Raw genomic sequence first — 25,554 nt, 5'->3', positions numbered from 1 at the left:
CCACAGTTGGATCTTCATCCGCGTTGGCGTCAGCGTTTCACGGCACCCTGGCGCGCCAGCGCGATATCCACCATCTGCGGCGCCAGCCCCAGGTAGTTGGCGGGATCGGTCAGGCGTTGCAGCTCGGCCAGGTCCAGTTGCGCGGTGGCTTCACCCTGGGCGAGCAGGGCGTCGAGCAAGCTGGTGCCCTGGTCGTTAGCCATGCGGCACGCGGCATACACCACGTCATGGGCCACTTGGCGGCCAAGGGCCGGGGCGAGGCCCATCATCACGGCTTCGGCGACGATCAGGCCCTGGGTCATGTCGAGGTTCTTGCGCATGCGCTCGGGGCGCACCTCCAGGCCGGCGAGCATAAAGGTCGCCTGGCCGAGGGACGCGGCGCTGAGCGCAAAGGCTTCGGGAATGGCGATCCACTCCGCCTGCCACGGGCCGGTGGAGCGTTCGAAGTCCTGGATCATCGCGTCGAGCATCAGCCCGGCGTGTTGGCGCACGCCCTTGGCGGCGGCGTACATCAGCTCGCAGGAAATCGGATTGCGCTTTTGCGGCATGGTGCTGCTGGCGCCACGGCCCTTGACGAACGGCTCGTACACTTCGCCCAGTTCGCTGGTCATCATCATCATGATGTCGAGTGCAATCTTGCCCAGGGAACCGGTGACCAGCCCGAGGAAGTTCAGGGTCTCGGCCAGGCCATCGCGGGCCACGTGCCAGGTGGCCTGCGGTACGCCCAGGCCGAGTTCGCTCATCAACGCTTCCTGGACTTCCAGGCCTTTGTCGCCGAGGGAGGCGAGGGTACCTGCAGCCCCGGCGAACTGGCCGATTTCGACGCGTGGGCGCAGTTCCACCAAGCGCTCGGCGTGGCGATCGAACATGCTCAGCCACACCGCGCACTTGTAGCCGAAGGTGATCGGCAGCGCGTGCTGCAAGTGTGTGCGGCCGGCCATGGGCGTGTCGCGATAACGCTCGGCCAGGCCGGCTAGCAGCCCGCGCACGGTCTGGATATCGCGCTCGACGATGGCCAGTGCGGCGCGTACTTGCAGGACCACGGCGGTGTCCATGATGTCCTGCGTGGTGGCGCCCCAATGCACGTAGCGGCCCGCTTCACCACAGATCTTCGACAGTTGCTCAACCAGCGGGAGGATCGGGTAACCGACGATTTCTGTCTCGTGCTGCATCAGCGCCAGGTCCAGGGCTTCGTACTGCGACAGCGTGGCGATCTGCTCGGCCGCGTCGGTCGGGATAACGCCGCAACGCGCTTCGGCACGGGCCAGGGCCACTTCCACTTCGATATAGCGTTCGATCAGGGCTTTATCGGAGAACACGCCGCGCATTTCGGCGGTGCCGAACATGTCGCGGAACAGGGCGGAATCAAAAACGGTACTCGACATGGGAAAATCCTAATTGTTATTTTTAAACCATACATATTTTATATGTCCGTACATTATGATTGCGCTTGTGCTGATACACTGTCAACTCGATAACGAGGGTAAAAATGGAAAGCGTGAGCCAGAGGCGTTATGCGGCGGTTGCCAAGGATTTGATCGACCAGATTGGCAGCGGCCATTACCCGGTGGGTTCGTTGTTGCCGACTGAGTTCGAACTCTGCTCGCTGTATGCGGTGAGCCGCCACACCGTGCGCGCGGCCATTGACCAGTTGCAGGGGCAGGGCATGGTCTCGCGGCGCAAGCGCGTGGGCACGCGCGTCGAAGCGTCGTCGCCCCAGGGGGGGTACTCCCAGGCGATGGCGTCGGTGGCCGACCTCGTGCAAGTGGCCGAAACCCATATCCGCGATATCCAGGCGGTGCGCGAGTTCGTTGTCGACATCGCCCTGGCCCGGCGCCTGGGGTTGGAGCCGGGCGGGCATTACTTCTGTGTGTCGAGCATCAAGGTCGATGCCGGCGCTGGCAATGCGCCGTTGTGCTGGACCGATGTATATGCCGAACAGACCTTTGCCGAGGTGATTCCTGAAGCACGCAAGCACCCGGATGAACTGATCGCGGCACTGATCGGCAAGGCCTTCTCGCGGCACATCGATGTGGTGGACCAGCAAGTGCGCCCGGTACAGTTATCGTCTGAATTGGCCGCCAGCCTCAAGGCGCAGAGCGGTGCGCTGGGGCTGACCATCATTCGCCAGTACCGCGATGAGGCCGGCGTGCTGATCGCCGTATCGGAATCGGTCTACCCTGCCGACCGTTTCACCCTGACCATGCAGATGAAACGCGACAAACGCTAGGCCACGTTGAAAAACGCCACCTTGGTGCTCAAGCGATCCGCCAGCTCCGCCAGTTCGTGATTGGAATTTTCCACCTGCTCGGAGCCCGCCGCCGATTGCACGGTGGAGCTGTGGATGCGCGTGACGTTCTGTGCAACCTCTTCAGCCGCCGCGCTTTGCTGCACGGAAACACTGGCGATCTGCGCGTTCATCGCATTGATCGCGCCGACTTCCTGGCTGATCTTGCCGAGCGCCAACTGAGAGTCGCGGGTCTGCGTCACGGTGGTCTGGGCCAGGCTGCGGCTGCGTTGCATGATGTCGGCGGCGTCCTGGGTGCCGCTTTGCAGCTTGCCGATCATGTCGCGGATTTCCTGGGTGGACTCCTGGGTGCGCGTCGCCAGGGAGCGCACTTCATCGGCCACCACCGCAAATCCTCGGCCATGTTCACCGGCACGTGCGGCCTCAATCGCCGCGTTCAGCGCCAACAGGTTGGTCTGGGCGGCGATGGCGTTGATCACTTCGATCACGGTTTCGATGTTTTCACTGTCGCTGGACACCTGGTTGACCCGAAGGGTGGCCTGGTCGAGGATCGTCGCCAATTCTTCGATGGACACGGTCACTTCGCCCACCAGGCGGTGGCCGCTGTCCACTTCGGCGTCGGCCAGGATAGTCGCCTTGGATGCGGCGGAAGCGTAGCCCGAGACCTCGCTGACCGAGGCGGCCATTTGCGTGATTGCGGCGGCCACGTGCTGGGCTTCGCTGGTCTGCAGGTTGATCTGCTGGCGGTTATCGCTGGCCACTGACAGCAGGGTGACCGAGGAATGGCGCAGGGCCTGGGCTGCCGAGCGCACTTCGCTGATGGTGTCGCTCAGGCGTGCCAGGGCGTTTTTCAGGATGCCCATCACGCTGTCGGGGTAGCGGGTCTCGATGCGCTGGTCCAGCTCGCCATCGGCCAGGCGGCGGATCGCCTCGGCGACTTCCTCCGGCTCTGCGCCAAGGGTGGCCTTGACCTTGCGGATAATCAGCAGTGACACCAGCACGCTCAAGATGATCGCGACGGCGCTGGCCAGCACCATCAGCATGGCAAAGGTGCCGGCAGCCGATTGCACGGTATCCAGGCGTTGCTTGATGTGCGCTTCTTCGAAGTCGATCAGCGCATTCACGCGTTTGAGCCACTCGGTGTAGTGGACCGAAGCCTGGGCCAGCAGCAAGTCCTGGGCGCCGGCAATGTCATTGCTGCGACGCAGGTTGATCACCCGTTCGGTGGACGCCAGGGCCTGGGTCTCGATGGTCTTGATATCACCCAGCAGACGGGTTTCCTCGGCGCTGGCGGTGGTGTTGGCGAATAGGCGGTCCAGCATCACGGCAGAGTCCTGGTAATCGCGCTTGAGCTGGTCGATCTCGGCCAGATGGCGGTTGAGCGCCGCTTCATCCTTGACCAGTACCGCATCGCGAATGGCGATGGCGCGGTTGTGCACGCTGCCACGGAAGTTGATCGCGTAGCGCTGGACGACGGCGGCTTTTTCACCGACATCCTTGAGCGTACTGTCGATAAAACCCACGCGTTGAATACCGACGGCAGTGATCAGCACCAGCAACGACAAGGTGGACGCGAAGCCCAGCCCGATACGCATTGCCAACGACATAGGGTTTTTCATAAAAGGCTCGATATTCAAGGGGGCAGGAGTGATGGCTAAAAGCTATCTTCGCGGTGGAATCTAACGACCTGCCTGCCTGGCGTCCAATCAGTAAATACTTAAGCTGTCATCGAGCGAATTGATGGAATAAAACCGCGACACCGTCGTTAATACGTCATCCAACGTATTTCCCGTTTTTCCTGGCCGCCTGAGACTGGATCCCACGCACCCCGTCATCCGTCCAGGAGCCAGTCCATGACCGAAACGCTGATCAAAGTCGACCTCAACCAGCCTGTCACCGAGAACGAGCAGATCCATAACCGCTGGCACCCGGACATCCCCATGGCCTGTTGGGTCAAGCCGGGCGATGACTTCATCCTGGAAACCTACGATTGGACCGCCGGCGCGATCAAGAACAATGACGACGCCAGCGATGTGCGCGATGTCGACCTGTCGACCGTGCACTATCTGTCGGGCCCGGTGGGTGTACACGGCGCCGAACCGGGGGATTTGTTGGTGGTGGACTTGCTGGATATCGGTGCCAAGGCCGATTCCCAGTGGGGCTTCAATGGTTTTTTCTCGCGGCAGAACGGCGGTGGTTTCCTTACTGATCACTTCCCCAGCGCGCAGAAAGCCATCTGGGACTTCAAAGGCATGTTCACACGTTCGCGGCATATCCCCGGGGTGAACTTTGCCGGGCTGATCCACCCAGGCTTGATCGGTTGCCTGCCCGACCCGGTGATGCTCGCCGACTGGAACCGTCGCGAGCAGGAGCTGATTGACACAAACCCGACGCGCGTTCCGCCACTGGCCAACGCACCGCTGGCCGCCACTGCCCACATGGGCAAACTCACCGGCCAGGCCCGTGACGATGCGGCAGCGACCGGCGCACGCACAGTGCCGCCGCGCGAGCATGGCGGAAACTGCGATATCAAGGATTTATCCCGGGGCTCGAAGATCTTCTTCCCGGTCTACGTCAACGGCGCCGGGCTGTCGGTGGGCGATCTGCACTTCAGCCAGGGCGACGGCGAAATCACCTTTTGCGGCGCGATCGAGATGGCTGGTTGGGTGCACATGAAGGTCGAGCTGATCAAGGGCGGCATGGCCAAGTACGGGATCAAGAACCCGGTGTTCAAGCCGAGCCCGATCACGCCGAACTACAAGAATTACTTGATCTTCGAAGGCATTTCGGTGGACGAACAGGGCCAGCAGCACTACCTGGACGTCAATGTCGCCTACCGCCAGGCGTGCCTGAATGCGATCAACTACCTGACCAAGTTCGGCTACTCGCCGGCCCAGGGTTACGCGCTGCTCGGCTCGGCACCGGTGCAAGGGCATATCAGCGGCGTGGTGGACATCCCGAATGCCTGCGCCACGTTGTGGCTGCCGACGGAAATCTTCGAGTTCGACATCAACCCCAACGCCAGCGGCCCAACTCAATTCCTCGACGGCAGCATCGACCTGCCCATCGCTCCGGACCTCTAGCCATGCCGACCTACGAATACGCCTGCGACACCTGCGGCACCTTCACGATGTTGCGCCCGATTGCACAGCGCAACGAACCCAGCCAATGCCCGTATTGCGCAGGGCCGGGCGGGCAGTTGCGGGTGTCGGCTCCGGCGCTGCAAACCCTGTCGGCCAACCAGCGCAGGGCCATCGCCGGCAACGAGCGCAGCGCCAACGCGCCGCAAACGGTCGGCGAATACCAGGACAGCCGCAAACACCCGGCCGGTTGCAGTTGCTGCGGCACCCGCAAGAAGGTCGAGCCCAGCAAGGCCAACCCCTTGGGGCTCAAGACCCGCACCGGCCCACGGCCGTGGATGATCAGTCACTAGAACAGGAGCGTTGTAATGCGCCATGGCGACATTTCCAGCAGCCCGGACACCGTCGGTGTAGCGGTGGTGAACTACAAGATGCCGCGCCTGCACAGCAAGGCCGAGGTCATCGACAACGCAAGCAAGATTGCCGAGATCATTGTCGGCATGAAACAGGGCCTGCCCGGCATGGATTTGGTGGTGTTCCCGGAATACAGCACCATGGGGATCATGTACGACCATGACGAGATGATGGCGACCGCCGCGAGCATTCCCGGCGAGGAGACCGCGATCTTCTCGGCAGCCTGCCGCCAGGCGAATACCTGGGGCGTGTTCTCCCTGACCGGCGAGCGCCACGAAGAACATCCGCACAAGGCGCCCTATAACACCTTGGTATTGATCAATAACCTGGGCGAGATCGTGCAGCGCTATCGCAAGTGCATTCCCTGGTGCCCGATCGAGGGTTGGTATCCGGGGGATCGAACCTACGTGTGCGACGGGCCCAAGGGCATGAAGATCAGCCTGATCATCTGCGACGACGGCAACTACCCGGAGATCTGGCGAGACTGCGCCATGAAGGGCGCCGAGCTGATCGTGCGGTGCCAGGGCTATATGTACCCGGCCAAGGAGCAGCAGGTGCAGATGTCCAAGAGCATGGCCTGGGCCAATAACTGCTATGTGGCGGTGGCGAATGCGGCGGGGTTCGACGGGGTGTACTCGTACTTCGGGCACTCGGCGATCATCGGCTTTGATGGGCGCACCCTGGGCGAGTGCGGCGAGGAGGAGATGGGTATTCAGTATGCGCAGTTGTCGGTGTCGCAGATCCGCGATGCGCGGGCCAATGACCAGTCGCAGAACCATCTGTTCAAGCTGCTGCATCGGGGCTACACCGGCATGCATGCCTCGGGCGATGGCGACAAGGGCGTGGCGGATTGCCCGTTCGAGTTCTATCGCACCTGGGTCTTGGATGCGCAGAAAGCCCAGGAAAACGTGGAGAAAATCACCCGCAGCACGGTAGGCGTCGCGGAGTGCCCGGTGGCGAATTTGCCCCATGGTGGTCAAGAAAAGACGGCGGGGTAGGGCATGCGCTTTACCTTTGAACCGGCCCAGGTGATGGCCCTGCTGCGCAGCCGGATCATCGGCCAGGAGGCGGCGCTGGCCCAGGTGGAAGGCTTGCTCAAGGTGGTCAAGGCCGATATCAGTGAGCGTGACCGCCCCCTGAGCGTCAACCTGTTCATGGGGCCGACCGGTGTCGGCAAGACCGAAATCGTGCGCCTGCTGGCCCAGGCGCTGCACGGTCGCGCCGACGGTTTCTGCCGCATCGACATGCACACCCTGGCCCAGGAACATTACGCGGCCGCGCTGACCGGCGCGCCGCCGGGGTATGTGGGCAGCAAGGAGGGCATCAGCCTGTTCAACAGCGAGTTGATCCAGGGCACCTACAGCCGGCCGGGGATCGTGCTGTTCGATGAACTGGAAAAGGCCAGCCAGGAGGTGGTACGCAGCCTGTTGGGCATACTGGAAAACGGTCAGCTGACCTTGGCCGGCGGCACGCGCACGTTAGACTTTCGCAACAGCCTGATCTTCATGACCAGCAACATCGGCGCGCAACAGGCGCGTCGGCATCGCCTGCGTTTTACCCAGGGCTGGCGACGTCTGCTGCGCGTGTGTGCACGGGGTGAGGCACAGGTGTTGGAAGAGGCGCTGCATGGGCATTTCGAACCGGAGTTTCTCAATCGGATCGACCGTATCCTGATGTTCGAGCCCATCGACGCGCAGTGGCTGGAGGCGCTGCTGGCGGTGGAACTCGACAAACTCAACCAGCGCCTGGCGGTGCAGCAGCGCTCGTTGGTGCTGGATGCGCAGGCGCGGGCTTGGCTGTGCCGCCAGCACGACATGCGATTTGGCGCGAGGGCGCTGGCCAGGCGCTTGCGGGTCGAACTGGAGCCCGCGATTGCCGAATGCCTATTGCAAGGTAATGCCCGACACCTGAGTGCGACAGTGCGCAACGCCTGTTTGGTGGTCGAACCCGAAAGCACAGGAAGATAGGATCCACTTACGGTATAACCCTCGGACGCTTTAGTTCTTCGAGGCCCCGTTTTTTCATGCAAAGCCCTTTGCAACGCCCGCTGTGGCAGATCTACCTGATCTTTCTGGCACCGATGGTCCTGTCCAACTTCCTGCAAAGTTTTTCCGGCACCCTCAACGGTATCTATGTCGGGCAAATGCTCGGTACCCAGGCGCTGGCGGCGGTGTCGGGGATGTTTCCCATCGTGTTTTTCTTCATTGCCCTGGTGATTGGCCTGGGGGCGGGCGCCTCGGTGTTGATCGGCCAGGCCTGGGGTGCCCAGGAAACGGCAATGGTCAAGGCAATCACCGGCGCGACCCTGACCCTGGGCGCGCTGGTGGGGGTGGTTGCCGCAGTGTTGGGCAGCCTATTTGCGCGCCCGGCGCTGCAGGCGCTGGGCACACCGGTTGATGTGCTCGACGATGCGGTCGGCTATGCGCAGAAGATGATGCTGATCATGCCGCTGCTGCTGGTGTTCATCCTCTACACCCAGCTGCTGCGCGGTGTCAGCGACACGATCTCGCCGTTGCTGGCGCTGATGGTCTCGACCCTGGTCGGCCTGCTGCTGACGCCGGCGCTGATTCGCGGCTGGGTCGGCCTGCCACCCATGGGTATCCAGAGCGCGGTGTATGCCGGGCTGGTGGGCAACGCGTTAGCCATGCTGTTTTTGATCTTGCGCCTTCGGCATAAAAACCATGTGATGGCACCGGACCGCGAACTGCTCGCCGCCTTGCGCCTGGACCGTGTGATTCTTGGCAAAGTCCTGCGTATCGGCTTGCCCACCGGCCTGCAGATGGTGGTGCTGTCGCTGTCGGAATTGGTCATCCTCGCCTTGGTCAACGGCCATGGCTCCCAAGCCACGGCGGCCTATGGCGCGGTGACGCAGATCGTCAACTACGTGCAGTTCCCCGCGCTGTCGATTGCCATCACCGCGTCGATTCTCGGCGCCCAGGCGATTGGTGCCGGGCGTTTGGAGCGCATCGGCCCGATCCTGCGCACCGGCCTGTTGATCAACACCTGCCTTACCGGTGGCCTGATTGTGCTGGGTTACGTCTTGTCGCACTGGTTGCTCGGCCTGTTCATCACCGACGACACGGCGCGGGTCAATGCCGAGCACCTGCTGCACATCATGCTGTGGAGCATCCTGGTGTTTGGCTTCCAGGCTGTGATCGGCGGGATCATGCGCGCCAGCGGTGTGGTGCTGATGCCGGTGGTGATCTCGATTTTCTGTGTGCTCTGCGTTGAACTGCCGATGGCTTACCTGTTGAACGCCCACTTCGGCCTGGAAGGGGTGTGGATGGCGTTTCCGGTGACCTACCTGGCCATGCTGGCATTGCAGACTGCGTATTACCGCCTGGTGTGGCGACACAAGCAGATCAAGCGGTTGGTGTAAGGCTGAGGCCACGCAACAACAGCTCCAGGCCCTGCAAACCTTGCTCCAGCCGCTCGCCCGGATGCTCATCCCGGGCGATCCACAGGGCGGTGTTGACCAGGCTGCCGTTGATCAATTGCGCCAGCGCGGCGCTCGGGGCGGGGCGGATGACACCGGTTTGCATCAGGGCTTCCAGCCGTTGGCGCAACGACTCGACACACTGTTGCTGGGAGCCGGTATCGCCCAATACGGCGGGCGCATCCTGCAACACAATGCGCTGGATCTCGTCGTCCTGAGCCATGCGCAAATAGGCGCGGCAACGTTCGCAAAAGCCGGCCCACGGATCCGTTGCTTCATCTGTAATGCGCTGCAAGTGTGTGTCCATCTCACTGTCGAGTTGGGCAACCACGGCGGCCAACAGTCCTTTTTTGTCACCAAAGTGATGGTACAACGCGCCGCGTGTCAGGCCGGCGCGGGCGGTAAAATCGTCCATCGATGTGTTCGCGTAGCCTTGGGTGGCAAAGGCCTGTCGCGCGCTGGCGATCAGCCGGGCGCGGGTGTCTTCGATCATTTCGGCACGGGCTCGGCTCATGGTAGGTCTCACAACGGACAAGTGAACGATTGACATACGTCGCGTATGTTACGCATTATTTGCCACATACGCACCGTATGTATTTTGCCTCGGTCATTGCAGATAGCAAGTCGCAGGCATTCAGGAAGAGGTCCAGCAGGATGGCAAACCCTTACGCCGAGTTATTCCAGGTCCCCGGCGCCCGGGCCTTTGTACTGGCAGGCATGCTGGCGCGCATGCCCGTGTCGATGACAGGAATTGGCTTGATCACCATGCTTTCCCAGGTGCACGGCGGTTACGGCCTGGCGGGTTCGGTGGCGGCGGTATTTGCCCTGGCCACGGCGTTTTGCGCACCCCAGGTATCACGGCTGGTGGATCGCTACAGCCAGGGCCGGGTGCTGCCGGTGGCCGCGCTGATCGGCGGTGGGGCTTTGTTGATGGTGCTGCTGTGCACCCGCTTGCAGGCACCGAACTGGACGTTGTTCCTGTTTGCCGCCTTGGCCGGTTGCATGCCGAACATGTCGGCCATGGTGCGTGCGCGCTGGACCGAGTTGTACCGTGGCCAGCCCAAGTTGCAGACCGCGTTCGCCCTGGAGTCGGTGCTGGATGAGGTGTGCTTCATCATCGGGCCACCCATTTCGGTGGGTTTGAGCGTGGTGCTGTTCCCCGAGGCGGGGCCCTTGGTGGCGGCGCTGTTACTGGCGGTCGGCGTCACCACCTTTGTATTGCAACGTGAGACCGAGCCTCCCGTCCATGAACATCAGGACCATCACGGCGGCTGGCTGATTGCATCGCCCTCGGTGCTGATCCTGATGATCCTGCTGCTGGCCATGGGCGTGATCGTCGGCGTGGTGGACGTGGTCAGCGTCGCCTTTGCCCAGCATCAGGGCCAGCCGGCGGCGGCGAGCATTGTGCTGTCGGTGTACGCCATCGGTTCGTGCCTGGCGGGGCTGGCGTTCGGTACCCTCAAGCTCAAGGCACCGTTGCCCAGGCAGTTCCTGTTCTGCGGCGTGGCCACCGCGTTGACCACCTTGCCGTTGCTGCTGGTGAGTAACATCCCGGGGCTGGCGGTGGCGATCTTTATTTCCGGGCTGTTCTTCGCCCCCACGTTGATCGTGTCCATGGCCCTGGTGGAGCAGATCGTGCCCGCCAGCCGCCTGACCGAAGGCATGACCTGGCTGATCACCGGCCTCAGCATCGGCGTGGCCATCGGCGCCGCCAGTTCCGGTTGGATGATCGACCACTTTGGCGCCACCAGCGGGTTCTGGGTCGCGTTGGTGGCCGGGGCGGTGGTGCTGGGGGCCGCGGTGCTGGGGTATCGGCGGTTGGGATAATCGGCTTATCGCTGGGCAAGTGTCTGCACTGTGGTGGTGCGGAAAATCGCTCAAGGCTTGGCGAGTCAGGTCATTGAGGGTCAGTTTCTTGCGGGTCGCCGCCAGGGCCGCCGCCAAGTGCAGGTCATGGCCGACCCGGACATTGAAGGAGCCCTTGCAAGGCTTCTCCGGTGTGTGGCCCAGGGACTGGCACGTAATGAGGTAGTAGCCCAGTCGACGCAGCAGCGTGACGAGTTCGGGCCAGGTAAATGCCATGTGCTCATCGAGCAGTTTGGCGAGCAGCTTGTTTTGGGCACGGCGTTTCCTGCGTGTAACTAAATTCAGTTGCAAAAAGTGGTGTTCGTCAATGCTAGCCCGACGTTGTGCGGTCTTCCTGAGACTGATGTAACCCTTGATGACACCTCGCCTTGCGCCTCTCATCCCCCCGCTAATTTTTCCCTCTCCGGTTCGTTTTATAGGGACGACGTGCCTTTGTGCTTCCTGCCTATTGCTCCGGACTCCAAGAAATGAATGCTGAAGACTCCTTGAAACTTGCTCGCCGGTTTATCGGGTTGCCCCTGGAAAAACGCCAACTGTTCCTGCAGGCCTTGCAGAAAGAAGGCGTGGACTTTTCCCGGTTTCCGATTCCGGCAGGGGTGCAAGTTGAGGATCGCCAGGCGCTGTCCTACGCGCAGCAGCGCATGTGGTTTCTCTGGCAATTGGACCCGGCCAGCGGGGCCTACAACCTGCCGGGTGCCGTGCGGCTCAAGGGCGCGTTGAGCCTTAATGCGCTGGAGCAGGCGTTTGCCAGCCTGGTTGCGCGCCACGAAACCTTGCGCACCGTGTTCCAGCGCCAGGCGGATGAACGCCTGTTGCAGGTGGCGGCCGACACGTCGTTGACCGTCGAGCAACTCGATCTGAGTCACCTGGCCCTCGCCGAGCGTGAAGAGGCCGTCAACGCCGCTGCGACCCGTCAATCGCTGCTGCCGTTCGACCTGGAAAACGGCCCGCTGCTGCGCGTGCAACTGCTCAAACTCGACGCCCAGGAGCACGTGTTGCTGCTGACCCTGCACCACATCGTCTCCGACGGCTGGTCGATGAACGTGCTGATCGACGAGTTCATCCGCTGCTACGACGCCCATGAGCGCAGCCAGGCCCCACAATTGCCGGCCTTGCCGATCCAGTACAGCGACTACGCCCTGTGGCAGCGCCGCTGGCTCGAAGCCGGCGAGCAGGCGCGTCAGCTGGAGTACTGGCAGGCGCGCCTGGGTGATGAGCACCCGGTGCTGGAGCTGCCCACCGACCGCCCACGCCCGGCCATGCCGAGCTATCAGGGCACGCGCCATGATTTTGCGATCAGCCCGCAGCTGGCCGCGCAATTGCGCACCTGTGCGCAAAAGCACAACGTCACCCTGTTCATGCTGTTGCTCGGTGCCTTCAACGTGCTGCTGCATCGTTACACCGGGCAGGGCGATATCCGCGTCGGCGTGCCGATCGCCAACCGCAACCGCACGGAAGTCGAAGGCCTGATCGGCTTTTTCGTCAACACTCAGGTCCTGCGCACCGAGCTGACCGGGCAAACCCTTGTCACTGAGCTGCTGCAAAGCATCAAGGAACACGCACTGGGCGCCCAGGCTCATCAGGAGTTGCCGTTCGAGCGGCTGGTGGAAGCGCTCAAGGTCGAGCGCAGCCTCAGCCATACGCCGCTGTTTCAGGTCATGTACAACCACCAGCCAGTGGTGGCCGACATTGCAAACGTCAGCACCGCCTCCGGCCTGGAGCTGGCCCTGGTGGAGTGGCAGGGCCGCACCACTCAGTTTGACCTGACCCTCGACACCTATGAAAAATCCGGCACCCTGCACGCCGCGCTGACCTATGCCAATGACCTGTTCGACGCGCTGACCATCGAGCGCATGGCCGGGCATTGGATCCGCCTGTTGCAGGCCATGGTGGCGGACGGCGCGCAGCGTATCGGCGAGTTGCCGATGCTGGCCGCAGATGAACAGCAATTGCTGGTCCACGCGTGGAACCAGACCGCCGAGGCGTACCCGACCGAGCGCGGCATCCATCACCTGATCGAAGACCAAGTGCAGGCCACGCCCGACGCGCCGGCGCTGGTGTTCGGCACCACGACGCTGACCTACGCCCAGCTGGATGCGCGTGCCAACCAGCTGGCCCATGCCCTGCGCGAGAAGGGCGTAGCCCCGGACGTGCTGGTCGGAATCTGCATCGAGCGCTCCATCGAAATGGTGGTCGGTCTGCTGGCCATTCTCAAGGCGGGTGGCGCCTACGTTCCGTTGGATCCTGAATATCCCCAGGAACGCCTGGCCTACATGATCGAGGACAGTGGCATTCAGTTGTTGCTCAGCCAGCACAGCCTGTTGCCAGTGCTGCCTGTCGAGGGTATCCAGGTGATTGCCCTGGGCCAGCCTGCCAGTTGGCTCGATGGCTACAATGCCGAGTCGGCAAACGTCCCCCTTCACGCGCTGAACCTGGCCTACGTGATCTACACCTCGGGCTCCACCGGCAAGCCCAAGGGTGCCGGTAACAGTCATCGCGCACTGGTCAACCGCCTGTGCTGGATGCAGCAGGCCTACGGTCTGGATGCCCGCGATGCGGTCCTGCAGAAAACCCCGTTCAGCTTCGACGTCTCGGTGTGGGAGTTTTTCTGGCCGTTGATGACCGGCGCACGCCTGGTGGTCGCGGCCCCTGGCGAGCATCGCGAACCGGCCCGCCTGATCGAGACGATTGGTCGGCACGGCATCACCACGCTGCACTTCGTGCCCTCGATGCTCCAGGCGTTTATTCATGAGCCGGGCGTGCAGGCCTGCACCAGCCTCCAGCGCATCGTGTGCAGCGGCGAAGCCTTGCCGCTGGATGCGCAATTGCAAGTGTTTGCCAAGTTGCCCCAGGCCGGGCTGTTCAACCTCTACGGCCCGACCGAAGCGGCCATCGACGTCACCCATTGGACCTGCGTCGACGAAGGCGCCGACAGCGTGCCCATCGGCCGTCCAATCGCCAACCTCGGCACCTACGTGCTCGATGCCCAGCTCAACCCGGTGCCCGCTGGCGTCAGCGGCGAACTCTACTTGGGCGGCATTGGCCTTGCCCGCAGTTACCATCGGCGCCCGGCGCTCACCGCAGAACGTTTTGTGCCCAACCCCTTCGGTGACGGCGCGCGTCTGTATCGCACGGGCGACCGCGTGCGTCAGCGGGCCGACGGGGTGATTGAATACCTTGGCCGTCTCGATCACCAGGTCAAGCTGCGCGGCCTGCGGATCGAGCTGGGTGAAATCGAGACACGCCTGATGCAACACCCCTCGGTGCGCGAAGCCGTGGTGCTGGTGCAGGGTGGCAAGCAACTGGTGGCGTACCTGGTGCTGGAGGACACTGCGCCGGTCGACCTCAAAGCCTGGCTGCTCAGCAGCCTGCCCGAGTACATGGTGCCCAGCCATATGGTGCCCCTGGCCAAGTTGCCCGTGACCGCCAACGGCAAGCTCGACCGCAAGGCCCTGCCATTGCCGGATGTCGCGCCACAGCAGGCCTTTGTCGCCCCGGAAAACGACCTGCAGAAAGCCGTGGCGGCGATCTGGAGCGATGTGCTCGGTGTGGAACAGGTCGGCCTGGACGACAACTTTTTCGAACTGGGCGGCGATTCGATCATCTCCATCCAGGTGGTCAGCCGTGCGCGCCAGGCGGGTATTCGCCTCAGCCCACGGGACCTGTTCCAGTACCAGAGCGTGCGCAGCCTGGCGCTGGTGGCGACCTTCGAGCAGGCGACTGCTATCGATCAGGGGCCGGTGACCGGCGAGGTGATCCTCACGCCCGTCCAACACAGCTTTTTCGAGCAGGCGATCCCGGCGCGTCAACACTGGAACCAGTCGTTGCTGCTGACCCCGCGTGAAGCCCTTGAGCCCGCGCGCCTAGAGGCCGCCTTGACTCGGTTGATCAACCACCACGACGCCCTGCGCCTGCGTTTTGTGCAGCAGGCAGACGGTTGGCGACAAGCTCACGCCGAGCCGGTTGCCACCGCGTCGTTGTGGCAATCCCAGGTTGCTGACGAGGCCGAGTTGGCCGCGCTGTGCGACGAGGCGCAACGCAGTCTCGACCTCGAACAGGGCCCGCTGCTGCGCGCGGTCCTGGCCGTGATGGCCGACGGCACCCAGCGCCTGCTGCTGGTGGTGCACCACTTGGCGGTGGACGGTGTGTCGTGGCGCATCCTGCTCGAAGACTTGCAACAGGCCTATCGCAACGCCGCGTTGCCAGCCAAGACCAGCGCCTACCAGCTGTGGGCGCAGCAGTTGCAGCGCCATGCACAGACGCTGGACGAGCAACTGCCGTATTGGCAAGCGCAGACCGCGAGTGCCGATCTGCCGTGCGACAACCCCCAGGGCGGCCTGCAAAATCGCCTGGGCAGCCTGCTGGAGATCCGTCTCAGTGCCGAACACACTCGGCAACTGCTGCAAGATGCCCCGGCGGCCTACCGCACCCAGGTCAACGACCTGCTGCTGACCGCGTTGGCACGGGTCATCAGCCGCTGGAGCGAGCAGCCCGCCGCGCTGATCCAGCTGGAAGGCCATGGCCGCGAAGACCTGTTCGACACGGTTGACCTGAGCCGCACCGTCGGCTGGTTCACCAGCCTGTTCCCTGTGCGCCTGCACGCCGATGGCGATCTGTCGGCGGCGATCAAATCGGTGAAGGAGCAACTGCGCGCCGTGCCGCACAAAGGCATTGGCTACGGCCTGTTGCGCTACCTCGGCACGCCTGACGCCCGCGAAGCGTTGTCAGCCTTGGCCGCGCCACGCATCACCTTCAACTACCTGGGCCAGTTCGACCGCCAGTTCAATGAGTCGGCGCTGTTCGTCCCGGCTACCCAGGGCAGTGGCCAGGCCCAGGACCCGCAGGCGCCGCTGGCCAACTGGCTGACCGTGGAAGGGCAGGTGTATGGCGGTGAACTCGCTTTGCAGTGGGGATTCAGTCGCGAGATGTTCGACGTGGCGACGGTCCAGCGCCTGGCCGATGACTACAGGGCGGAACTCCAGGCCCTGATCGAACACTGTTGCGCCACGCCGGCGGGGCAGGTCACGCCTTCGGACTTCCCTCTGGCACGCCTGACCCAGCAGCAACTGGACGGCTTGCCCATCGCCGGGCCGGCGATTGCCGATCTCTACCCATTGTCGCCGATGCAGCAGGGCATGTTGTTCCACACCCTGTATGAGCCTGAGGCCGAGGCTTACATCAACCAGTTGCGCCTGGACATCGAAGGCTTGGACCTGCTGGCGTTCGGCCGTGCCTGGCAAGCCGCGCTGGACCGCCATGACATCCTGCGCAGCAGCTTCCACTGGCTTGGCCTGGACAGCGCCCATCAGGTGATCCAGCGCCAGGTCGATGTGCAGTTGCATGTGATCGAAGACATCGACGCCGATTGCGATGCGCTCGCCGTGGCCGAGCGCGAGAAAGGTTTCACACTGAATGCAGCGCCGCTGTTTCGCCTGATGCTGGTACGCGGTGCCGGTACGGCCTGGCACCTGATCTTCACCAGCCACCACATCCTCATGGACGGCTGGAGTAACGCGCAGTTGCTGGGTGAGGTCATCGCTCATTACGCCGGGCACGCCGTGCCAGCGCCGCTGGGGCAGTTCCGCGATTACCTGGGTTGGCTGCATCAGCAAGCTTCGGGCGAAGCGTTCTGGAAAGCCACTCTGGCACCGTTGCAAACGCCCACCTTGCTGGCGCAGGCGCTGCGTGTACCGACCGAAGGCAAAGGCATGGCTGAGCATCAGGTGCTGCTGGGCGACGACTTCACGCGTGCCCTCGGCGAGTTTGCCCGCCGCCACAAAGTCACCCTCAACACCGTGCTTCAAGGCGCCTGGAGCTTGTTGCTGCAGCGCTATACCGGGCAGGACTGCGTGGCCTTTGGCGCCACGGTCGCGGGGCGCTCGGCACCGTTGCCGGGAATCGAACAGCAACTGGGCCTGTTCATCAACACGCTGCCCATTGTCAGCGCGGCCTCGCCAGCGCTGTCGGTGGCCGGTTGGCTGAGCGAACTGCAAGCGCTCAACCTGAGCTTGCGCGACCACGAACATGTGCCGCTCTACGACATCCAGGGCTGGGCGGGGCAGCAGGGCGCTGCGTTGTTCGACACCTTGTTGGTGTTCGAAAACTTCCCGGTGGCCGAAGCCTTGAAACAAGGCGCGCCCGCCGGCCTGACGTTCGGACGCCTGCACAACCATGAGCAGACCCACTATCCGCTGACGCTGGGGATCGAGTTGGGCGCCAGCCTGCGCCTGGAGTTCGGCTACGACCAGGCCCGATTCAGCGCGCAGCAGGTTGCTCGACTGAGCGGCAACCTGCATCACCTGCTGGTGCAGATGCTCGCAGACGCCCAGGCACCGCTTGGCAACCTGCGCCTGCTCGACGCCGCTACTCACCGCGACGTGCTCGCTCATAGCCGGGCGACCGGTGCCGCCCCGCGCCAGCTGCGCGTGCACGAGCGTATCGCCGCCCAAGCTGCCGCCACGCCTGACGCGCTGGCGGTACAAGCGGGCGACGCGCGCCTGAGCTACGCACAGCTGAATGACCACGCCAACCGTCTTGCCCATCGCCTGCTGGCGCTGGGTGTTGGCCCAGGCCAGCGCGTCGGCCTGGCGGCCCGACGTGGCCCGCAGTTGATCGTCAGCCTGCTGGCGGTGCTCAAAAGCGGCGCCGCCTATGTGCCGCTGGACCCGAACTATCCGACCGAACGCCTGGCCTACATGCTGGCGGACAGCCGCCTGGACCTGCTGCTCAGCGAAACCGGGCTGCTGGCCGACCTGCCACTGCCCCAAGGGCTGGCGCGTTTGGACTTCACCGCGTCGGGCGCAGAGTTGGCCGACTACCCGTCGACCCCTCCCGCCAACCATGCCGCCGCTGCCGACCTGGCCTATGTGATCTACACCTCCGGCTCGACTGGGTTACCCAAGGGGGTGGCTATCGACCATGCCGCCCTCAGCCAGTTCTGCGACAGCGCCGAGGCTTACAGCCGCTTGAGTGCTTCTGATCGCGTGCTGCAATTTGCGACGTTCAGCTTTGACGGCTTCGTCGAGCAATGCTACCCGCCGCTGTGTGTGGGCGCGGCGTTGATCATGCGCGGCGATGAGCTGTGGGATGCCGGGCAACTGGCCCGCGAAATCGTCGAGCAGGGCGTGACCCTGGCGGACTTGCCGGCTGCGTACTGGTATCTGCTCGCCAAGGAATGCGCCGTCGACCGACGCACCCTGGGCAACCTGGGCCAGGTCCACGTGGGTGGCGAGGCGATGTCGGTGGAAGGGCTGCGCGCCTGGCACACTGCCGGTCTGGGCGGCGTGCGCCTGGTCAACACCTACGGGCCCACCGAGGCCACCGTCGTGTCCAGCGTGCACGACTGCCAGTTGGCGGACGCCAGCGATGCGTTTGGCGTGCCGATTGGCCGGGCCATCGAAGGCCGTGCCTTGTATGTGCTGGACAGTGGTTTCGAACTGCTGGCCAGCGATGGCGTGGGCGAGCTGTGCATCGGCGCCGAGCACGGCCTGGCGCAATGCTATTTTGACCGCCCGGCGTTGACCGCCGAGCGCTTCCTGCCGGACCCGTTTTCCGCCGTGCCGGGTGCACGGCTCTACCGCAGTGGCGATCTGGCCCGTTACAACGAGGCGGGTGCGCTGGAGTACGTCGGGCGTATCGACCATCAAGTGAAAATTCGCGGTTTCCGCGTGGAAATGGGCGAGATCGAAGCCAGCCTGCAAGCCTTGCCGTCGTTGCGTGAAGCGGCTGTCATCGCGCAACCGAGCGCGACGGGCACGCAATTGGTGGCGTATGTGGTGCCCGTTACGGCGCAGACGCTCGACCCGCAAGCATTGGCGGCCACCTTGCGCCAGTCCCTGCCGGACTACATGGTGCCGGGGCAATGGGTCATCCTTGAGGCCTTGCCGTTGAACAACAACGGCAAGCTTGACCGTCGCGCATTGCCGGCGCCGGACCTGAATCAAGCGCGCCAGGCCTACCTGGCGCCGCAGAATCCCCTGCAATCGCGATTGGCCCTCATCTGGCAAGCAGTGTTGCAAGTGGAACAGGTGGGCCTCAACGACCACTTCTTCGAACGCGGCGGCCATTCGTTGCTGGCGACCCAAGTGGTCTCGCGGGTGCGTCATGACCTGAAGCTGGAAGTGCCGTTGCGCGCACTGTTCGAACAACCGACGCTGGAAGCGTTCGCAGTCGCTTGCGCCGGGTTGCAGACCGCCCCGGCGCTGCCGCTGGTGGCGGTGACGCGGGACCAGCCGCTGGCGCTGTCGTTCGCCCAGGAGCGCCAATGGTTCCTCTGGCAACTGGACCCGACCAGCGCGGCTTACCACGTGCCGAGTGCACTGCATCTGCGCGGACGCTTGGACGTCGCGGCGCTGGAGCAGGCGTTCCAGGTTCTGGTGCAGCGCCATGAGCCGCTGCGCACCACCTTTGTGGAAGAGGGCGAGCACACCTGGCAAGTGATTCATCCGCGCCTGGCGATGCCGATCGAACGCCAGCGGGTCGTGGCCTCGGCGATCGAGCACGCGGTGGCGCAGGAAATCCAGCGTCCGTTCGACCTGGTCAATGGCCCGCTGATGCGCGTCAACTTGCTGGAGGTCGAGGCCGAGCACCATGTGCTGGTGATCACCCAGCACCACATCATCTCCGACGGTTGGTCGATGCAAGTGATGGTCGACGAGCTGGTGGCGCTCTATCAGGGCCAGGCTGAGTTGCCTGCGCTGCCGATCCAGTACGTCGACTATGCCCAGTGGCAACGTGACTGGATGGCGGCCGGTGAAAAACAGCGCCAACTCGACTACTGGCGCACCCGTTTGGGCACCGAGCATCCGGTGCTTGAGCTGCCGCTGGATCATCCGCGGCCGGCGCTGCAAAGCCATCGTGGCGCACGCCGGCAAGTCCAGCTCGACAACGCGCTGGTCGCTGAGCTCAAGGCGCTGGCCCAGCGTCAGGAAGTGACCCTGTTCGTGCTGCTGCTAGCGTCGTTCCAGACCTTGCTGCATCGCTACAGCGGCCAGTCCCGGATCCGTGTCGGCGTACCGATCGCCAACCGTAATCGCCTGGAAACCGAGCGCCTGCTGGGCTTCTTCGTCAACACCCAGGTGCTGCAAGCCGACGTGCACGGGCAGATGGCCTTCGACCAATTGCTCGCCCAGGTCAAGCAGCAGGCCCTGGACGCCCAGGCGCATCAGGACCTGCCGTTCGAACAACTGGTCGAAGCCCTGCAGCCGGAGCGCAGCCTTAGCCATAACCCGCTGTTCCAGGTGATGTTCAACCACCAGGACAACCTGCGTGCGGCCCCGCTGCAATTGCCGGGCCTGGACCTGCAAGCGGTGGATTGGGCCGGGCACAGCACCCAGTTTGACCTGAACCTGGAGACCGAAGAGTCCGCCGAAGGCCTGTGGGCGTCCCTGACCTATGCCACCGACCTGTTCGACGCCACCACCGTCGAGCGCCTGGCCGAGCACTGGCAAAACCTGTTGCGCGCCGTGGTGAACGATGCGTCCCAGGCCGTGGATGAGCTGGCGATGCTCAGCGCACCGCAATGGCAACAGATGGTCGAGGCCTGGAACGACACGTCGGTGGATTATCCCCGCGAGCGTTGCGTGCACACGCTGTTCGAGGCCCGGGCCCTGGCACAACCGGACGCGCTGGCGCTGCAGTTCAAGGGTCAGGCCCTCAGCTACGGCGAACTCAACCGTCGCGCCAACCGCCTGGCCCATCGCCTGATTGCGGCGGGCGTAGGCCCGGACGTGCTGGTGGCGGTGCATGTCGAGCGTTCGCTGGACATGGTGATCGGCCTGTTGGCGACCCTCAAGGCGGGTGGCGCGTATGTGCCGCTCGACCCGCAGTTCCCGGCGGACCGCTTGGCCTTCATGCTTGAAGACAGCCGTGCGCGAGTGTTGCTGACCCAGTCGCACCTGGACGGCAGCCTGGCGCACCCGCAGGGTGTGCAGGTGCTGATGGTCGAGGCGGATGACAACGCCGCCGAGCACGACCCGCAGGTCAACGTCACGCCGGAACACCTGGCCTACGTGATCTACACCTCCGGCTCCACCGGCACGCCCAAGGGTGTGATGGTGCGCCACGAGGCGCTGTGCAGTTTCACCTGCGGGATGGCCGGCACCCTGGACATCGGTGCTGACGCCCGCGTCTTGTCGCTGACCACCTTCTCGTTCGACATCTTCGCCCTGGAGCTGTACGTGCCGCTGACGGTCGGCGCCACCGTGCTGCTGAGTGGCCAGGAACTGGCCCTCGACCCCGAAGCCATCATCGACCTGGTGCACAGCCAGTGTGCCAACGTCCTGCAAGCCACGCCGTCGACCTGGCGCATGCTGCTGGAGAGCCCGCGTGCCCAGCTGCTGCGCGGTATCAAATGCCTGTGCGGCGGCGAAGCACTGCCGTCGGACCTGGCCCAGCGCCTGCTCGACCTGCAAGGCCCGCTGTGGAACCTCTATGGCCCGACGGAAACCACTATCTGGTCGGCAGCCCATCGTCTGCACGAGGCCCAGCCTTTGGTCGGGCGGCCTATCGCCAATACCGCGTTGTTCATCCTCAATGCCGGCTTGACCCCAAGCCCGGTGGGCGCGGCCGGTGAGTTGCTGATCGGCGGCGTCGGCCTGGCGCGCGGTTACCACGAGCGTCCCGCGCTGACCGCCGAGCGATTTGTGCCTAACCCGTATGGTGCGCCGGGCGAACGCCTGTACCGCACCGGCGACCTGGCCCGCTACCGCGCCGACGGTGTGGTGGAGTACATCGGCCGGGTCGACCATCAGGTCAAGGTGCGTGGGTTCCGTATCGAACTGGGTGAAGTCGAAGCCTGCCTGCGCGAGCAGGCCGGTATACGCGAAGCCGTGGTCCTGGCCGACAACGATCGTTTGATCGCCTACCTGGTCAGTTCCGCGCCCGACGCGCCGGAGGTCTACAAGGCGGCCCTGCGCGAGCGCCTGCCGGACTACATGGTGCCGGCGCACCTGATGTTCCTCGACAGCCTGCCCCTGACCCCCAATGGCAAGCTTGATCGCAAGGCATTGCCGGCGGTGGACGCGGCGCTGTTGCGCACCGGGCATGTGGCGCCCGTGACGCCGCGTGAGCAGCAGGTCGCGGCCATTTGGGCCGACGTGCTGGATCTGCCGCAGGTCGGTCTCGATGACCACTTCTTCGAACTGGGTGGGCATTCGCTGCTGGCCACACGGGTAGTCTCGCGGGTTCGCCAGGCACTGGCGCTGGAAGTGGCGCTCAAGACTCTGTTCGAACACCCGCTGCTGGGTGACTTCGTGCAGGCCCTGGGCGAGGAGGGCGTGGTTGCGCCGGCCTTGCTCAAGGCTGACCGCCGCCAACCGCTGCCGCTGTCCTACGCCCAGGAACGCCAATGGTTCCTCTGGCAACTGGACCCACACAGCACCGCGTACCACATCCCCAGCGCCTTGCGTTTGCACGGGCAGCTTGACCTGGGGGCGCTGCAACGCAGTTTCGATACCTTGCTGGCGCGCCATGAAAGCCTGCGCACCCATGTGCGCCAGGACGCCGCCGCTACCGTGCAGGTGATTGAGGACTCGGGCCTGATCGAAATCGACCTGGCCGACACCGATGAAGCCAGCCTCAAGGCACGGGTCGCTGAGGTGGTCGCGCAGCCGTTCGAGCTGCTGCGCGGGCCGCTGCTGCGGGTCAAACTGCTGCGCCTGGCGGCTGATGATCATGTACTGGTGCTGGTGCAGCACCACATCGTCTCCGATGGCTGGTCGATGCAACTGATGGTCGAGGAACTGGTGCAGCTGTATGCCGCCTTCAGCCAAGGCCACATGCCAGACTTGCCAGCCTTGCCGATCCAGTACGCCGACTACGCCCTGTGGCAGCGCAACTGGATGGAGGCCGGCGAGAAGGCCCGCCAACTGGCGTACTGGCAGGCCCAGTTGGGTGGCGTGCAGCCGGTACTGGAGTTGCCTTTCGACTTCCTGCGCCCGGCGGTACAAAGTCACCGTGGCGCACGCCTGGGAATCGAGTTGCAACCGCAGCTCTTGGCCGGTTTGCGCCGCTTGGCCCAAGGCGCCGGTGTGACGTTGCCGATGGTGCTGTTGGCGTCCTACCAGGCGTTGCTGCACCGCTACAGCGGCCAGGAAGACGTGCGCGTGGGCGTGCCGATTGCCAACCGCAATCGCCTGGAAACCGAGGGGCTGATCGGCTTCTTCGTCAACACCCAGGTGCTCAAGGCCGATATCCACGGGCAGATGAGTGTCGTGCAACTGCTGCAACAGGTACGCCAGCGCTCTCTGGAGGCCCAGGCCCACCAGGACCTGCCGTTCGAGCAACTGGTAGAAGCCCTGCAACCCGAGCGCAGCATGAGCCTGAGCCCGCTGTTCCAGGTGCTGTTCAACCATCGCGTAACCTCGGCTGCCCATCACCTGCAGCGCCTCACCGAACTCGATGTCGAGGTGCTGAGTTGGGATGAAGGCGTGGCCCAGTTCGACCTGGCACTGGATGTGGAGGAAAGCCAGGCGACCCTGCGGGCTTCCCTGAACTACGCCACCGACCTGTTTGCGCCCGCCACGATTGAACGCATGGCCGGCCACTGGCAGAACCTGTTGCAGGCGATGGTCGCCGACCAACAGCAACCCATCAGCCAACTCAACCTGCTGGGCCAGGACGAGCAACACCACATTCTTCAACTGTGGGACCAGACCGACGCCGGCTTCTCGGCCAAGCGTCTGGTCCACGAATTAGTCGCCGACCGCGCCCGGGAAAACCCGGATGCAGTCGCGGTGAAATTCGACGCGCAAACCCTGAGCTACGGCGAGCTGGATCGCCAGGCCAATCGCTTGGCCCATGCATTGATCGCCCGTGGCGTCGGCCCCGAAGTGCGCGTGGCGATTGCCATGCCGCGTAGCGCCGAGATCATGGTGGCGTTCCTGGCGGTGATGAAAGCCGGTGGCGTCTACGTGCCGCTGGACATCGAGTACCCGCGTGATCGCCTGCTGTACATGATGCAGGACAGCCGCGCGCAGTTGCTGCTGACCTACACCCGTGCCTTGCAGCAACTGCCGATCCCCGACGGCCTTGATTGCCTGGCAATTGATCGTACCGAGGAATGGGCAGGCTTCAGCGACACGGCACCGCAGGTGAAACTGGACGGCGACAACCTGGCCTACGTGATCTACACCTCCGGCTCCACCGGCATGCCCAAGGGCGTAGCGGTGTCCCACGGCCCGTTGGTGGCGCACATCATCGCCACCGGCGAGCGTTATGAAACATCCCCGGCCGATTGCGAACTGCATTTCATGTCGTTTGCCTTCGACGGCTCCCACGAAGGCTGGATGCACCCGCTGATCAACGGCGCCAGCGTGCTGATTCGCGATGACAGCCTGTGGCTGCCGGAGTACACCTACCAGCAGATGCATCGCCATCACGTGACCATGGCCGTGTTCCCGCCGGTGTACCTGCAACAGTTGGCCGAACATGCCGAGCGCGACGGTAACCCGCCCAAGGTTCGTGTGTACTGCTTCGGCGGTGATGCCGTGGCCAAGGCCAGCTATGACCTGGCTTGGCGCGCACTCAAGCCGACCTACCTGTTCAACGGCTACGGCCCGACGGAAACCGTGGTCACGCCGTTGCTGTGGAAAGCGCGCAAGGGCGACCCCTGCGGTGCCGTCTACGCACCGATCGGCACGCTGTTGGGCAATCGCAGCGGCTACGTGCTGGACGCGCAACTCAACCTGCAACCCATCGGCGTCGCCGGTGAGTTGTACCTGGGCGGCGAGGGCGTGGCTCGGGGTTACCTGGAGCGTCCGGCCCTGACCGCCGAGCGTTTTGTGCCGGACCCGTTCGGCAAGCCCGGCAGCCGTGTGTATCGCAGCGGCGACCTGACCCGTGGCCGCCCGGATGGTGTGGTGGATTACCTCGGTCGCGTCGACCATCAAGTGAAAATCCGGGGCTTCCGTATCGAGCTGGGCGAGATCGAAGCCCGTCTGCGCGAACAGGACAATGTCGGTGAAACCGTCGTGGTGGTCCATGAAGGCCCGACCGGCAAACAACTGGTCGCCTACGTGGTACCGGCAGACACCCTCCTGGCCGATGAAAGCGAGTTCCGCGACAGCCTGCGCCGCGCGCTCAAAACCCACCTGCCGGACTACATGGTGCCGACGCACTTCATGTTCCTGGCGCAAATGCCGCTGACCCCCAACGGCAAACTCGACCGCAAGGGCTTGCCCGAACCGGACGCGAGCCTGTTGCAACAGGCCTATGTGGCCCCCGAAACCGAGCTGGAACAGCAGATCGCCGCGATCTGGGCCGACGTGCTGCGCCTGCCGCAGGTGGGCCTGAACGACAACTTCTTCGAAGTGGGCGGCCATTCCCTGCTGGCGATCCAGATCACCTCGCGGGTCCAGGCCGAACTGGGCCTGGAAGTGCCGTTGCTGGAAGTGTTCCAGACCGAAACGCTGCGCGCCTATGTACAGGCCGCCGCCACCTTCCGCGCCGGCAGTGCGGAAGATTTTGATGACCTTCGTGACTTTTTGAGCGAACTAGAGGCGATTTGACCC

At 64.0% G+C, this 25,554-nt stretch carries 11 protein-coding genes and 2 pseudogenes; 8 read left to right on the top strand and 5 right to left on the bottom strand.

The features are described 5' to 3' along the window. Positions 1–29: 29 nt before the first annotated feature. A complete protein-coding gene (locus tag BMZ57_RS15275; RefSeq protein WP_010211073.1) occupies positions 30–1,385 on the bottom strand; it encodes a class-II fumarase/aspartase family protein in 1,356 nt (451 codons plus the stop codon). Between the two features lie 113 nt (positions 1,386–1,498). Between BMZ57_RS15275 and BMZ57_RS15270 the strand changes: the two genes are divergently transcribed. Beyond that, a complete protein-coding gene (locus tag BMZ57_RS15270; protein ID WP_029529164.1) occupies positions 1,499–2,230 on the top strand; it encodes a GntR family transcriptional regulator in 732 nt (243 codons plus the stop codon). On the opposite strand, the gene BMZ57_RS30155 is transcribed toward BMZ57_RS15270, so the two are convergent. Further along, on the bottom strand, positions 2,227–2,934 hold the full coding sequence (locus BMZ57_RS30155) for a methyl-accepting chemotaxis protein (RefSeq protein WP_406550083.1): 708 nt from the start codon (positions 2,932–2,934) through the stop codon (positions 2,227–2,229). The genes BMZ57_RS15270 and BMZ57_RS30155 overlap by 4 nt on opposite strands. Positions 2,935–3,354: 420 nt before the next feature. Further along, positions 3,355–3,843 (bottom strand): annotated as a pseudogene (locus tag BMZ57_RS30150) (MCP four helix bundle domain-containing protein); the annotation flags it as partial. Between the two features lie 258 nt (positions 3,844–4,101). Here BMZ57_RS30150 and fmdA point away from each other — a divergent pair. Genes fmdA through BMZ57_RS15240 form a run of 5 tightly spaced genes read left to right on the top strand, consistent with a single transcriptional unit; the run spans position 4,102 to position 9,121 of the window. Continuing rightward, a complete protein-coding gene (gene fmdA, locus BMZ57_RS15260) occupies positions 4,102–5,331 on the top strand; it encodes a formamidase (RefSeq protein ID WP_010211069.1) in 1,230 nt (409 codons plus the stop codon). Between the two features lie 2 nt (positions 5,332–5,333). Further along, positions 5,334–5,681 (top strand): FmdB family zinc ribbon protein, encoded by a 348-nt coding sequence (locus tag BMZ57_RS15255; RefSeq protein ID WP_010211068.1) that lies wholly within the window; start codon positions 5,334–5,336, stop codon positions 5,679–5,681. Between the two features lie 15 nt (positions 5,682–5,696). Continuing rightward, positions 5,697–6,740 (top strand): aliphatic amidase, encoded by a 1,044-nt coding sequence (locus tag BMZ57_RS15250; RefSeq protein WP_010211067.1) that lies wholly within the window; start codon positions 5,697–5,699, stop codon positions 6,738–6,740. Between the two features lie 3 nt (positions 6,741–6,743). Further along, the gene (locus BMZ57_RS15245; protein ID WP_042571145.1) at positions 6,744–7,709 is read left to right on the top strand and encodes an AAA family ATPase; all 966 of its coding nucleotides are present in this window, start codon (positions 6,744–6,746) and stop codon (positions 7,707–7,709) included. 56 nt (positions 7,710–7,765) lie between these two features. After that, positions 7,766–9,121: an MATE family efflux transporter gene (locus BMZ57_RS15240; protein WP_042571146.1), complete on the top strand. Its 1,356-nt coding sequence runs from the start codon at positions 7,766–7,768 to the stop codon at positions 9,119–9,121. On the opposite strand, the gene BMZ57_RS15235 is transcribed toward BMZ57_RS15240, so the two are convergent. Next, positions 9,105–9,692, bottom strand: a complete 588-nt coding sequence (locus BMZ57_RS15235) for a TetR/AcrR family transcriptional regulator (protein WP_042571147.1) — start codon at positions 9,690–9,692, stop codon at positions 9,105–9,107. The genes BMZ57_RS15240 and BMZ57_RS15235 overlap by 17 nt on opposite strands. A gap of 140 nt (positions 9,693–9,832) precedes the next feature. Here BMZ57_RS15235 and BMZ57_RS15230 point away from each other — a divergent pair, with 140 nt between their 5' ends. Beyond that, the gene (locus tag BMZ57_RS15230; protein ID WP_010211063.1) at positions 9,833–11,005 is read left to right on the top strand and encodes an MFS transporter; all 1,173 of its coding nucleotides are present in this window, start codon (positions 9,833–9,835) and stop codon (positions 11,003–11,005) included. Positions 11,006–11,014: 9 nt separating this feature from the next. On the opposite strand, the pseudogene BMZ57_RS29210 reads toward BMZ57_RS15230, so the two are convergent. Continuing rightward, positions 11,015–11,209: pseudogene (locus tag BMZ57_RS29210) on the bottom strand (toxin-antitoxin system HicB family antitoxin); the annotation flags it as partial. 302 nt (positions 11,210–11,511) lie between these two features. Here BMZ57_RS29210 and BMZ57_RS15220 point away from each other — a divergent pair. Further along, entirely contained in the window at positions 11,512–25,551 is a 14,040-nt protein-coding gene (locus BMZ57_RS15220) for a non-ribosomal peptide synthase/polyketide synthase (protein WP_069672672.1), read from the top strand. The last annotated feature ends 3 nt before the right edge of the window (positions 25,552–25,554 follow it).

The organism is Pseudomonas simiae (genome assembly GCF_900111895.1).
Lineage (GTDB): Bacteria > Pseudomonadota > Gammaproteobacteria > Pseudomonadales > Pseudomonadaceae > Aquipseudomonas > Aquipseudomonas simiae.
Note: the sequence above shows the minus strand (reverse complement) of the source record. Positions and strands in the feature narration are given on the sequence as shown.